Annotated in this window: 13 protein-coding genes; 11 read left to right on the top strand and 2 right to left on the bottom strand. The window is 67.0% G+C overall.

Annotation, left to right across the window (positions count from 1 at the left end; translation table 11 throughout):
• The first annotated feature begins 2 nt into the window (after positions 1 to 2).
• The 7 genes from C8C94_RS15590 to C8C94_RS15560 are packed head-to-tail and all read left to right on the top strand — an operon-like array spanning position 3 to position 6,098.
• Positions 3 to 800: a cyclase family protein gene (locus C8C94_RS15590; protein ID WP_121421364.1), complete on the top strand. Its 798-nt coding sequence runs from the start codon at positions 3 to 5 to the stop codon at positions 798 to 800.
• Positions 801 to 811: 11 nt separating this feature from the next.
• Entirely contained in the window at positions 812 to 1,396 is a 585-nt protein-coding gene (locus C8C94_RS15585; RefSeq protein ID WP_121421363.1) for a cupin domain-containing protein, read from the top strand.
• Entirely contained in the window at positions 1,393 to 2,364 is a 972-nt protein-coding gene (locus C8C94_RS15580; RefSeq protein WP_121421362.1) for a tripartite tricarboxylate transporter substrate binding protein, read from the top strand. Before C8C94_RS15585 ends, C8C94_RS15580 begins: the two co-directional genes overlap by 4 nt.
• Complete coding sequence (locus tag C8C94_RS15575) at positions 2,361 to 3,107, top strand: SDR family NAD(P)-dependent oxidoreductase (protein ID WP_121421361.1); 747 nt, start codon at positions 2,361 to 2,363, stop codon at positions 3,105 to 3,107. The genes C8C94_RS15580 and C8C94_RS15575 overlap by 4 nt, the downstream gene beginning before the upstream one ends.
• A gap of 4 nt (positions 3,108 to 3,111) precedes the next feature.
• On the top strand, positions 3,112 to 4,101 hold the full coding sequence (locus C8C94_RS15570) for a tripartite tricarboxylate transporter substrate binding protein (RefSeq protein ID WP_158603830.1): 990 nt from the start codon (positions 3,112 to 3,114) through the stop codon (positions 4,099 to 4,101).
• Positions 4,102 to 4,122: 21 nt separating this feature from the next.
• A complete protein-coding gene (locus C8C94_RS15565; protein WP_121422902.1) occupies positions 4,123 to 5,118 on the top strand; it encodes a fumarylacetoacetate hydrolase family protein in 996 nt (331 codons plus the stop codon).
• Positions 5,118 to 6,098 (top strand): NAD-dependent epimerase/dehydratase family protein, encoded by a 981-nt coding sequence (locus tag C8C94_RS15560; RefSeq protein ID WP_121421359.1) that lies wholly within the window; start codon positions 5,118 to 5,120, stop codon positions 6,096 to 6,098. The genes C8C94_RS15565 and C8C94_RS15560 overlap by 1 nt, the downstream gene beginning before the upstream one ends.
• Before the next feature lie 213 nt (positions 6,099 to 6,311).
• On the opposite strand, the gene C8C94_RS15555 is transcribed toward C8C94_RS15560, so the two are convergent.
• Positions 6,312 to 7,493 (bottom strand): trans-acting enoyl reductase family protein, encoded by a 1,182-nt coding sequence (locus C8C94_RS15555; RefSeq protein WP_121421358.1) that lies wholly within the window; start codon positions 7,491 to 7,493, stop codon positions 6,312 to 6,314.
• A 294-nt stretch (positions 7,494 to 7,787) separates the two neighbouring features.
• Between C8C94_RS15555 and C8C94_RS15550 the strand changes: the two genes are divergently transcribed.
• The 4 genes from C8C94_RS15550 (at position 7,788) to C8C94_RS15535 (ending at position 10,960) form a co-directional block, all read left to right on the top strand.
• The gene (locus C8C94_RS15550) at positions 7,788 to 8,276 is read left to right on the top strand and encodes a YiaA/YiaB family inner membrane protein (RefSeq protein WP_056747925.1); all 489 of its coding nucleotides are present in this window, start codon (positions 7,788 to 7,790) and stop codon (positions 8,274 to 8,276) included.
• Between the two features lie 121 nt (positions 8,277 to 8,397).
• Positions 8,398 to 8,883 carry a hypothetical protein gene (locus tag C8C94_RS15545; RefSeq protein ID WP_199731273.1) on the top strand — a complete coding sequence of 162 codons (486 nt, stop codon included), beginning with the start codon at positions 8,398 to 8,400 and terminating at the stop codon, positions 8,881 to 8,883.
• A 2-nt stretch (positions 8,884 to 8,885) separates the two neighbouring features.
• The gene (locus C8C94_RS15540) at positions 8,886 to 9,830 is read left to right on the top strand and encodes a DUF2145 domain-containing protein (RefSeq protein WP_370449746.1); all 945 of its coding nucleotides are present in this window, start codon (positions 8,886 to 8,888) and stop codon (positions 9,828 to 9,830) included.
• A gap of 77 nt (positions 9,831 to 9,907) precedes the next feature.
• Positions 9,908 to 10,960 (top strand): zinc ribbon domain-containing protein, encoded by a 1,053-nt coding sequence (locus C8C94_RS15535; RefSeq protein WP_121421357.1) that lies wholly within the window; start codon positions 9,908 to 9,910, stop codon positions 10,958 to 10,960.
• A 162-nt stretch (positions 10,961 to 11,122) separates the two neighbouring features.
• On the opposite strand, the gene C8C94_RS15530 is transcribed toward C8C94_RS15535, so the two are convergent.
• The gene (locus C8C94_RS15530) at positions 11,123 to 12,520 is read right to left on the bottom strand and encodes a GGDEF domain-containing protein (RefSeq protein WP_121421356.1); all 1,398 of its coding nucleotides are present in this window, start codon (positions 12,518 to 12,520) and stop codon (positions 11,123 to 11,125) included.
• Positions 12,521 to 12,623 lie beyond the last annotated feature (103 nt).

The following is a 12,623-nucleotide window of genomic DNA, read 5'->3' as shown; positions in this document are numbered from 1 at the left end:
CCATGACCAAACCCCAACGCCGCTTTGTGGACCTTTCCATCTATCTGGAAAACGATGTCCTCTCCGACCCGCCCCCCTTGGCGCCCAAGATCACGTACCAGAAGCACGCCGACACGCTGCCCGAATTCATGGCCATGATCCCTGGCACCCAGCCCGAGGACTACCCCAACGGCGAAGCAGCGGCTGCCGAATGGGTGACGCTGACCACGCACAACGGCACCCACTTGGATGCGCCGTGGCACTTTCATTCCACGCAGGATGCAAAGAACGGCGGTGCCCGCCCCTCTATCACCATCGACGAGGTGCCGCTGGAGTGGTGCTTCCAGCCAGGCGTGAAGCTGGACTTCCGCCACCTGCCCGATGGCTATGTGGCCACTGCGGTCGATGTTGAGGCCGAGCTGGCCCGCATCGGCCACACGCTGCAGCCGCTCGACATCGTGGTGGTCAACACCCGTGCTGGGTCGCGCTACGGGCACAAGGACTACCTGGGCGCCGGTTGCGGTATGGGCTACGAAGCGACGATGTACCTGCTGGAGCGCGGTGTGCGCCTCACGGGCACCGATGCCTGGAGCTGGGATGCACCGTTTTCGTACACCGCCCAGCGCGTGGCCGAGACGGGCAACAAGGCCCTGATCTGGGAGGGCCACAAGGCGGGCCGCGACATCGGCTACTGCCATCTTGAGAAGTTGCACAACCTGGAGGCGCTGCCGGCCACGGGGTTCACGATCAGCTGCTTCCCCCACAAGATCCGCGGTGCCTCGGCTGGCTGGACGCGCGCGGTCGCCATTTTTGAAGACTGAGGAGTCCGCTCATGGGTTTTCCATCCATTCACCGCGTGGTCACCGGCCATAACGCCCAAGGCCGCGCCGTGGTCGCCAGCGCGGGGCCGCTGCCCACGGTGGTCGAGATTGCAGCCATTCCTGGTACGGTGTTCCATGAGGTCTGGAGCACCGCGCAGTCGCCCGCTGTCGTGGACAACGGCCCGGACCCGACGCTCGGCCCGCTGGTGCTGCCGCCCCCGCAGGGTGGCACGCGCATTCGGTTCGTGGACATTCCGCCCGATACGCCCGAGTTCCTCGCACGGGGTGCCGAGCGCATGCATGACGCCTTCAGCCAGATTGGCGATGCGGCCGCCTCCACGGTGAAGATCGACTCCCCCCACCCGCTGATGCACCGCACCGAATCGGTGGACTATGGCGTGGTGATCGAAGGTGAGCTGACGCTGGTGCTGGACGAAGGCGAAGTGCAGCTGCGCCCCGGCAGCGTGGTGGTGCAGCGTGGCACCAACCACGCGTGGGCCAACCGTTCGGGCGTGCCGTGCCGCATGTTGTTTGTGCTGGTCGATGGACGTTTTGAGTCCTCTCTGGCCGCGCTGGTGAAGGAGCAACAGCCATGAGCACGCGCCGTCAATGGCTGGGCGCTGCAGCGTCCACAGCGATGACGCCTTGGGCGTGGGCGCAGGCCCCGTTCCCCACGCGGCCCTTGAGCTGGGTGGTGCCTTACCCGGCCGGGGGCTTTGGCGACGCGATGTCGCGCCTGCTGGTGCAGAAACTGGGCGAGCGCATACAGCAAGCCGTGGTCGTGGAGAATAAACCCGGCGGTGCGGCGCAACTGGCGGCGCAGTACGTCAAGCAGCAGCCTGCCGATGGCCACACCTTGCTGTACGCGGACATCGGCCCGCTGGCCATGTACCCGGCGCTGTACGCCAAACTGAGCTTTAGCCCCCTCAAGGACTTTGCGCTCCTGACGCGATTGTTCAAGTCGCCGTTGGTGGTGGTCGTGCCGTCGGGCAGCCCGTTCCAGTCCCTGGTCGACTTGCTGCGCGCGGCCGCTGCAGGTGACGGGCTCAACTACGGCTCTTACGGGCAGGGCAGCCAGCCCCATGTGTGGACCGAACAACTGCGCATCAAGACGCGCTCGCGCATGACCCATGTGCCCTACCAGGGCGCAGCGCCCGCGCTGCAGGACCTGATGGCCGGGCGCCTGGACTTCATGTGCGATGTGGTGGCTTCGAGCCTGCCGCTGGTGCGCGAAGGCAAGCTGCGGGCGCTGGTCAGCGTAGGCAGCGAACAGCACCTGCAGGTGCTGCCCCATGTGCCCACGCTGACCGAGGCCGGGCATGCAGACCTCGATATTCCGGGCTGGAATGGTGTCATGGTGCGGGCTGGTACCCCGGCGTCCGTGGTCGATGTGCTTCACAAGGCGGTGGTGACCGCGCTGGAGTCTCCCGAAGTGCTGGGCCGCTACCGGCCGCTGGGCCTGGAGCCTGCGCCACTCACGCCACCCGCATTCGGCGAATTCATCCAGAGCGAATCGCAGCGGTGGGGTTTGGCCATTCGCCAGGCCGGGATCAAGGTCGAATGAGCCTCTTTGACCTGCATGGCCGCACCGCGCTCGTCACCGGTGCCACCCAGGGCCTGGGCCTGGCGATTGCACGCACCCTGGCCGACCAGGGCGCCCGCGTGGTGGTCTCCGACCGCGATGCACTCGCCTGCGAGCAGGTGGCTGCATCGTTGCGGAATGCCATCGGTGTTGCGGCCGATATGGCGGTGCCCACAGCGATCGCCGCGCTGGTGGAGCGCGCCGGACCGCTGGACATCCTCGTGTGCAACGCCGGCATCCAGGGGCCAGCCGGCCCGTTGGCCGATGCCAGCGATGCCGACTGGCATCAGGTGTTTGACATCAACCTGCGGGCCGCAGCGCGGCTGTGTGCGCTGGTGCTGCCCGGCATGGCGGCACGGGGCGGTGGCAGTGCCGTGCTCATCTCCAGCATTGCAGGCCTGCGCGGCAACCGTTCGATTGGCCTGTACGGTCTGACCAAGGCGGCCCTGGCCCAGCTGGCGCGCAACCTGGCTGTGGAGTGGGGCCCAGCGGGTGTGCGGGTCAACGCCGTGTCGCCCGGCCTCATCCGCACGCCGCTGGCCGAGCAGCTCATGGCAGATGAAGCCTTCATGGTCAGGCGCATCCAGGCCACCCCGTTGCGGCGCGCAGGAGAACCCGAGGAAGTGGCCGGCGTGGTCGCCATGCTGGCCAGCCCCGCCGGGGCCTTTGTGACCGGACACAACCTGGTGGTCGATGGCGGCACCACCATCAGCGATGGGAGTTGAAACCATGCACCGCATGTTGAACCGAAGAACCCTGGTGGTGAGTGCCTTGGCGTTCCCGCTGAGCACGTGGGCTGCCACCTGGCCCACACGGCCGTTGCGCATCGTCCTGCCGTTCGCAGCCGGAGGCAGCTCTGACCTGGTGGCACGGCTGCTGGCCGACAAGTTGGGCCAGGCCCTGGGCAGCCCAGTGGTGGTGGAGTCGCGTGCAGGGGCCAACGGCATCATTGCCTCGGAGGCTGTAGCGCGAAGCACAGACGGGCACTCCCTGTTGTGGATCAGCGCAGCCCACGCCATCAACGCCAGCCTTTACCCCCGGCTGCCTTACGACAGCCAGCGCGACTTTGCCCCTGTGGCCCTGGTGGCCAGCCCCGGGCCCATGGTGATTGCGGTGCCTGCGGCCCTGCCGGTGCGCAGCTTGTCGGAATTGATCGCACTGGCCCGGCGGCAGCCCGGGCAGGTCAGCTACGCATCGGCCGGTATCGGCAACGTGCTGCATCTGGCGGGCGAGATGCTGGCGCAGCAGGCCGGAGTGCAGCTGCTGCATGTGCCTTACAAAGGCGCGGCGCCTGCCCTCAACGACCTGGCGGCTGGGCAAGTCAATCTGATGTTCAACAGCGCCCTGGCCGTGGCCCCGATGGTCAAGGACGGGCGCGTCCGCCTGCTGGCGCAGACCGGCGCACAGCGCTCGCCTGCCCTGCCCGCAGATCTGCCCACGGTGGCCGAGACGCTGGGCCTGACGGGCTTTCAGGTGACAGGCTGGTTTGGCTTGTTGGCGCCTGCTGCCATGCCGGCCGACGTTGTGGGCCAGCTCAACGCGGAATGCGTTCGCATCCTGGCCCTGCCCGAGCTGCGCGAAAAACTGGCCTTGCTGGGCAGTGCTGATACACCCACCCAAAGCGCGCGCGAATTTGGCGCATTTCTGGCAGCAGAGACAGACCGTTATGCCCGCGTCATCCGGGCGGCGGGGCTGCGTCTTGAAACACCTTCTTCCTAATTCTTCCTGATGGGACTGGCGATGCGATTTGCAACTTTGAAAGACGGCAGCCTGGACGGCCGCCTGGTACTGGTTTCTTCCAACGGCCTGCGGGCCGTCGATGCCGCTCCGATAGCGGCCAGCTTGCTGGCCGCTGTGCAGAACTGGGATGCTGTGGAGCCCGCCCTGCGCGAGCGCGCTGCTGCGCTGGAGGCTGGCACTGCCACCGGCATCTTTGCGTTCGATCCCGCCGCATGCTGCGCTCCCTTGCCGCGCAGCCCGCAGTGGCTCGATGCATCGGCGTTCCTCAACCATGGCCGCTTGATGGAGCGGGCGTTCAACACGCCGCCCATCCCGCACTTTGACACCATCCCCGTGATGTACCAGGGCGCTAGCGACGATTTTCTGGGCCCTTGCGACGATGTGCCCTTGCCCAGTGAGGCCGACGGCATCGATTTCGAAGGCGAGTTCGGCGTCGTCTGTGGCCCCGTGCCCATGGGCGTGACGCCTGAAGCGGCATTGAACTGCGTGCGCTTGGTCGTCCAGATCAACGACTGGAGCCTGCGCGCGCTGGGCCCGCACGAAATGAAGACGGGCTTTGGCTTCCTGCAAGCCAAGCCGTCTACCAGCTTTGCCCCTTTGGCCGTGACGCCGGATGAATTGGGCGACGCTTGGCAGGGTGGGCGGGTGCATCTGCGATTGCATGTGGACTCCAACGGCAAGTGGTTTGGCCACCCCCATGGCGGAGAAATGAATTTCAGTTTCGGCCAGCTCATTGCCCACGCGGCCCGCACACGGCGGCTCACGGCGGGCACCATCATCGGTTCGGGCACGGTGTCCAACCAGGCGCGCGATGCAGGCTCTGCCTGCCTGGCCGAGCGGCGCGTGATCGAGATACTGGACGAAGGTGCGGCCAAAACGCCGTTCATGCGCTACGGTGACCGCGTGCGCATGCAGGCACGCTGGCCCGATGGCCGTGATGGGCCTTTTGGCGTGGTGCATCAGCGCGTGGTGGCTGTGGGCTCGGAGGTGCGCTGATGCATGTGCTTGTCACTGGTGCTGGCGGGTTCATTGGCGCCGCCCTGGCCGAGCGGTTGCAGTCCGTGCCGTTGGTGCCCGGTCTGCCCCTGCGTTTGACGCTGGTGGACCGAGTCGGGCCCCGGGTGCCTTCCGCACCGGCCGTGCACTGGCATATCGGCGGCTTTGCAGACCGGGCACTGTTCGAAGTCTTGGAGGACCATCCGCCCGACTGCGTATTCCACCTGGCCAGTGTGCCGGGATCGCTGGCCGAGCGTGAACCTGGGCTGGGTGTGCAGGCCAATCTGCTGGACACCGTGGCCTTGTGCGAGGGGCTTGCGCGCCCTGTGCGCGAAGGCCGGGCGCGTGCCCCCCGGCTGGTGTTTGCCAGTTCGGTGGCGGTGTACGGTGCGCTGGGCACCCAAGCGGTGGATGAGCGCCAGGGGCCGCAGCCCACCCTCAGCTATGGGGTGCACAAGTGGATGACGGAACTGCTGGTGGCCGACTATGGACGGCGCGGCGACATTGATGGCTGCAGCCTCCGGCTGCCTGGCATCGTGGCGCGGCCACCCACAGAAACGGGCCATGGCTCCGCGTTCATGAGCCAGATCTTCCATGCCCTGCGGGCGCGGCAGATGTACACCTGCCCCGTGTCGGCACAGGCCACCGCCTGGTGGATGTCGCTGCAGTGCTGTCTGGACAACCTGGTGCATGCCGCGCGTTTGCCCACGCGGGGCATGCCGACCGCGCGGTGCTGGCAGCCGCCGGTATTGCAGTCATCGGTGGGTGATGTGGTGCAAGCCATCGCGCACGCCCAGGGTCTCGATCCCAAGGACTGGATCCGGTACGCACCCGACGCGCGCACCGAAGCACTGTTCGGGTGTTTACCAGCCTTGCGGACGCCTCAGTCAGAGGCTGCCGGTTTCCGGCATGACGGCTCGCTGGAGTCTCTGGTTACGCGGGTGCTGGGGGGGCTGCACAGCCCTGGGATGGTGGCGTAGGGGAGACAGAAGAAGGCGCGTCATGGGGTGTGCTGTGGAGCGGGCGCCGGACTGGTGGGCGGTGCCAGCTCCTCCCTGCACGCCGTGTGACGCGCCCATAGCCTCGGCGCATCTGGCGTGCAGGTGTGTGCAGGGCCCTTCCCGCGGCCTTTCCTGCGGCTTTGTACGTGCCTACCCGCGAAGGCGCTGCACCGCCCCCCGGGGCCTATGTGCTCACACCGTTTCCACCGCAAAGCTCAGGCCTGCATTCGCCTGCAACCGCGCTATCAGCTTGTCACCCAGCGCGGGCGCCGTGGTCCAGATGCCGCCGGGGGTGGTGGTGGCATCCTGCAGCAGGCATACAGCCGCCTCGGAGATCATCTTGGATGTGGAGCCATAGCCTGGGTCGCGGTCGCCCTTCACGCCCACGCGCAAACTGTTGCCCGCATCGTCGGTGCCCAGGAACAGCACGTCGTAGAACCCGTTTTCGCGTTCCTCGCGCGAAGGGCCTTCGCCGGGCTTGGGGCCTTTGTCCGAGCCCAGCGACTTGTCGCCCGCCACCGCGTTGGCGATGGTCTCGCCCTTTTCGCCAGGGCCGGTGATGAGCATTTCGTCGTAGACAAAGTCGGTGCCATAGGCGTGCTGCAACAGGAAGTTGGAGCGGTGCACGTTGCGCGTGTTGATGGCGGCCATTACAAACGGGGCCACCCAGATTCCATCGCCCAGCGCCTCGTCCACCATGGGTTTGTGGCCGGTTGGCTGGCGCGGCCCTTCAAACCCGGGCGTGAGAGAGAACGGGTTCTTCAGCAAATCCAGCACCGCAGGGTTGGTGGCAGCCGCGGCCATGGTGGCCTTGAGGCTGGCGGCCGTGCCCCCAGAGAAGGTGCCCTTCATCTTGCGCACCCGGCCGCGCACGCGCGGGGCGGGGTGGCCGAAGCGCTGGGCAAATTCCTTTTGCAGCAGGAACACGCCCAGGTCAAACGGGATCGAGTCGAACCCACACGAGAACACGATGCGCGCGCCGCTGGCCTTGGCCGCAGCTTCGTGCGCGTCGATCATCTGGCGCATCCAGGCGGGCTCGCCGCACAGGTCCACATAGTCCACACCAGCCTTCGCGCAGGCGGCCACCAGTTCGTTGCCATAGAGCTGGTAGGGGCCCACGGTGGTCAGCACCAGGCGCGTGGAATCCATCAGCGCTTGCAGGCTGGCGGGGTTGCTGGTGTCGGTCACGACCAGCGGAGTGTCGGCCGGTGCGCCCACTTCGTCGCGCACGGCGGCGAGTTTGTCGGCATTGCGCCCGCCCATGGCCCAGCGCAGGCCGCTGCCATCGGGGTAGCGCTGGAGCAGGTATTCGACCACCAGGCGGCCGGTGAAGCCGGTGGCGCCGTGGACGACGAGGTCAAAGGGTTTGGTCATGGTGTGGGTCTCCGTCCATCAAAAAAGCAAGCACGCGCAGCGGTCAGGGGCTGCCACGCCGGGGTGTCTGCCATTGTCTTTGGCGGGGCCTGCAGGCTCTGTCGCGCAGGTGCGTTGCAGGGGCTGCGTAGGGCGAGAACAACGGACTTCGGCTATTTTTTCGAGAAAAAGTACCGCAAAACGATACCGGATAGCCTGCGGGTAGCCACTGTTACGGTTCAATGCAGACACGCAAGTTACGTCTGGGCACCATTCGCTCCGTGTTCAACCAACGCCCCCCGGGGCACCACTGCAATGTCTTCTTCTCCCATCGTTGTTCAGCGTGACACCAAGGCCTGGCAGTTGCAGGTGTGGGTCTCGTTCGGCATCGCGGTTTTCCTGTGTGCCGTGGGCCTGGCATGGCTGCCTGGCGAGCAACTGGAGCAGGCCTTCATGGTGATGGGCTACGTGTTCTGCCTCTCGGCCGCGTTTGTGTTGGCCAAGTTTGTGCGGGACAACGAAAGCGCTTCGCGCCGTGGCGGTGGCGACACCCCTATGTGGAAGCTGGTGGTGTGGGGCGGCTTTGCGGTGGCCATGGGCCTCACGGGTTGGGGCCTGATGAGCATGGACATTAACGTGACCTACAAGGCGTTTCTGGGCGTGAGCTGGCTTTACCTCATCACCACCGCCTTCACGCTGGCCAAGATGCTGCGCGATCGCCACGAGGCTGATCTGATGGACGCCCGCCTGCAAGGCCGCCGCGAAGCCGCCCAGGCCGCTGCCCAGAACAGCAGCGCGAGCTGATTGCACCCGGTGTGCACAGGCGGCAACCAGCCGCCGTTGTGGATGAATTTCTTTCTGGTCTTTCGACCCGGTCTGTCCCGCACCTGGGTGTGTGGGCGGGCCGTACCCTGAGGAGTGAATGATGATGAATGCCATGTTTTCTTCGTGGGGCTCTGCCGCTCGCCTGCCCCGCGCTCTGCTGGCCGCCGGTGTGGTGTGTGCGGCCCTGGTAGCTGCTACGCCGGCCCGGGCCCAGAGCGAGGCTTCTGCCGCGCTGTCGCTTTTGCCCGTGGCCTCGGTGGTGGGCGCGGCGTCGGTGGCCTCGGCGGCCGCCGGTGCGGTGGTGACGGTGCCGGCGGCGTTGTCGGTGGGCGGCGCGGTGCTGACGGTGCGGGCGGTGGAGGCCTCGGCCGTGGGTACGGTGTACCTGCTGGAGCGTGCCTCGGATGGTGCCCAGGTGAGTGTGGAGGTGGTCGGCCGTGGCGTGGCGGGCTCGGCCTATGCGGTGGGCACGGTGGTGACCTGCAGCGTGATCGGCTCGGGCGTGATCCTGTCGGCGGCGGGCGAGGCCATTGCCTTTGTACCCAACGCCATCGGCCGTGCGCTGCTGCACAACGAGCGTCTTTGAATATGAAGTACAACCCCCTGAGCCGCTACGCGGCTTCCCCCTTCTCTCTGCGCGCTGCGCGCTCCGGGAAGGGGGACGATGCCCTCACTGCGGGGCGGCCCTTGCTTGGCATCCCTCTCTTGGGTCGCGTCAGTTTCATGGGCCATGGGCTTGCGTTGCTGGCAGTTGCTTTAGCGGTCGTAGCAACGGCTCCAGCGCATGCCGGCCGCTCCTGCGAATCCCGCAAGCCCGTGCCCCCGCAGGTGATCGAGCGTGGCATGAAGCTGGCCGAGCAGACCTCGGCCGCGCTCGATGCCGAGCACGCCAGGTCGGGCGCACAGGTGGTGGCGCTGGCTCGCGCAGGGCAGGACCTGAGCAAATACGGCCTGCGCTATTCGCACATGGGCTGGGCCTACAAGACGGCCGAAGGCCCCTGGCGCGTGGCGCACAAGCTCAACGAATGTGGCACCGCCGTGGGGCACCTGTACCGCCAGGGGCTGGGGGAGTTCTTCCTGGACGACCTGTGGCGCTATGAAGCCGTCTATGCCGTGCCCACGCCCGAGGTGCAGCAGCGCCTGCTGGCCGTGCTGCAGGACAAGGGCCGCACCAAGGCGCTGCAGCATCCGCCCTACAGCATGGTCAGCTATGCGTGGGGGCGCAAATACCAGCAGTCCAACCAGTGGGCGCTGGAGACCCTGGCGATGGCCATGGAGCCCGCCACCGTGCGCTCGCGCGACCAGGCGCAGGCCTGGCTGCAGTTCAAGGGCTACGAGCCCACTGCACTGAAGCTCGGGCCGCTCACGCGCATGGGCGGGCGGGTGGGCTCGGCCAACATTGCGTTTGACGACCACCCGAACGAGAAGCGGTTTTCGGACCGCATTGAAACCGTCACCGTCGATTCGGTGCTGGCCTGGCTGCAGCGCGCGCAACTCGCGGCACCGCCGGCGGTGCTGGCTGTGAAAAATTGAATAAAAATGGCCTCTAGCGCATGCTTGGTAAGCGCTGGAAGCTATCGAATGCATAGCATTTCCAGAGAGAAACGAAGATGAGCAAATCACTGCGGCTGTCCGAAAAGTGGTTCCGCCGGGGCCTGTGGTTGGTGGCGCTGGTGTTTGCCAGCTTCCTCATCGGCTTGGGCGGCACCATCGTGGGCGATCTGCCCAAGGTCGAGACCCCGCTGCGGGTGGATGACTTTCTGGACAAAGCCGCAGCCGACAAGCTGCGCGCCGAAGTCAAAACGGCGCGCCAGGCCGAGCAAGACGCGCAGACCGCGCTGGAGCAGGCCCAGTTGCAGCGCAGCAAGGTCCGCAGCGAGGTGCAGGCCGAGCGGGACAGCTTCAACAACTGGCTGTCCACCCGCAGCGCCACCCAGCGCGCCGACCATGACCCCGAAGTGCTGGCGCGCACCCAGGCGCTGGACGTGCTCAAGCTCGCTGAACGCAAGACCCAGCAGGCGGTGGAGGCGCAGCAGCAGGCTGCGCTGGATGCCCGCCAGACCGCAGCCGCCCGGCAGGAGCAGTTGAACCGCATGGAGTCCGACGGCTACGTGAAGCTCAATGCCGAGCGCCGCAAGGTCGAGCTGCGGGTGTTCCTCTACCGCCTGGCCCTCACGCTGCCGCTGCTGGCGGCTGCGGGCTGGCTGTTCGTCAAGAAGCGCAAGAGCACCTACTGGCCGTTTGTGTGGGGCTTCATCTTCTTCGCGCTGTTTGCGTTTTTTGTGGAGCTGGTGCCTTACCTGCCCAGCTACGGCGGTTATGTGCGCTACGTGGTGGGCATTGCCTTGACGGCCGTGGTGGGGCGCTACGCCATCCTGGCGCTCAACCGCTACCTGGAGCGCCAGAAGCTGGCCGAAACCCTGCCCGACCAGGAGCGCCGCAAGGAGCTGAGCTATGACGTCGCCCTGGCCCGCCTGGCCAAAAGCGTGTGCCCTGGCTGCGAGCGACCGGTGGACCTGAAAAACGAGAAGATCGACTTTTGCCCGCATTGCGGCATTGGGCTGTTCGACCATTGCGGCCACTGCAGCACCCGCAAGAGCGCTTTTGCACGCTTTTGCCATGCCTGCGGCACGGGGGCGGGGGTGAAGTTGGCGCAGGAGTGACGGTCTGCCTGCGCGTTGATGAGGCCGTGTGCCCATTGGTTGGGCTCGGCGGATGAAATCGGCGCATGGAAAGCCCGAGCTTCCATGGAGCCAGCCCCTGTCGTACCACCGGCGGCCTCCCCGCAGGGGGCGCTTTGCGGAGGCGCGGGGGCGCGCTTGGACCTACCCTGTCATCACCCGGTTGCGCCCCTCCGCCTTGGCCCGGTAGAGCGCTGCATCGGCGGCGAGCAGCAGCGTGTCCAGGTCGGCGTCGCCGCCCAGCGAGGCGCTGTGCACCAGGCCGATGCTGACCGTGGCGTGCTGCTCGGGTGCTTGCGCAGTACCAAAGGGCCGCTGTTCGACCACCGTGCGCAGCCGTTCTGCGATCGCGTGGGCCTCGGCGGGCGAGGCATCGGGCAGCACCACCGCAAACTCCTCGCCACCCAGGCGGCCTAGAACATCCTGGGGGCGCAGCGCACTGGTCATGGCCTGGGCGATGCCAATCAGAAGCTGGTCGCCCGCACCGTGTCCCAGCTGGTCGTTGACCTGCTTGAAGTGGTCCACGTCCACCATCAACACGGCCAACCCGGCAGATTCGCGCTGGTAGCGCGCTAGCAAGCGCTCACCTTGCTGAAGGAACGCGCGCCGCGCAAGCACACCGGTCAGGTCGTCGTGGCGCACGGCGTGGTCCAGGCGGCGCAGGGCTTCGGCGCGCGCCGCGCTAGCACAGGCCACGGCCAGCGGCCCCAGTGCCAGCAGCGTGACGCCCACACGCAGCGAGAACACGTCGCTGGCATGGGCAGGTGTGAAGTTGAGCACGCCGGTGGCCACGCCGGCCATGGTCCACAGGCACACCACCAGCGACAGCAGGCTGGAGACAAACGGGCTGTAGCTGAGCGCGCACCACAGCAGCCCTGGCACCACAAAGGCCAGCATGCCGGGCCCCCCGATCACGGTGCGCACGCCTTCGGCCAGCAGCAGCGAGCTGACGGGTGCCACACGCCAGATCAGGGGCACCTCCTGCGTTGCGGGCGGCGGGTCGTCGGCGCGCGGCGCGGCCAGCACCACCGGCACGATGAGCATGTAGTTCATGAGTTCGGTGCTGAACCACAGGGACAGCAGGTCGGTCCACGGGCTGTTGAAGTAGACCGGCGCGGCGCCACAGCCTGCCAGTGCCCCCACGGCACTGGCTGCCAGCGCAGCCAGCAGCAGGTAGAGGGCAGAGATGGTGCGTTGCAGGCGCCGGATGCGTTCGTCCAGCCGACGCAGCACCAGCCAGCCCGCCGTGGCGCCCAGCAGGTTGGCGCCGTTGAGCCACAGGGCCATGGACCAGGAGCTGCCCGTCACCAGGTCTGCCGCCACATAGCCTACGGCGGCAGCTACCCAGGCTGGCGGGCGCGCCAGCCTGGGATAACGCACCAGCAGCCCCAGCAGCAGCGCATTGGCGGGCCAGAAGACCGACAGAAAACCGATGGGCCGAGCAAAGATGCCCACCAGGCAGGCGGCGAAGATCAGCACGGACAAACCCAGCCAGGCCAGGGGCGGCGAAAGCGGGCGGTGGAGCAAAAAAGGGCGGTACATGGGGGCAGCAGTTGATGGGCGGGGAGCGGCGCGCGCGTCAGTGCCGATTGTCCCCGGGCCGGGTGCGCGGGAGACTCCGCAGCGTTGGCTGGGGAAACAATTG

It is taken from the genome of Acidovorax sp. 94 (assembly GCF_003634645.1).
Taxonomy (GTDB): domain Bacteria; phylum Pseudomonadota; class Gammaproteobacteria; order Burkholderiales; family Burkholderiaceae_C; genus Acidovorax; species Acidovorax facilis.
This window is presented reverse-complemented; position numbering and strand designations above follow the sequence as displayed.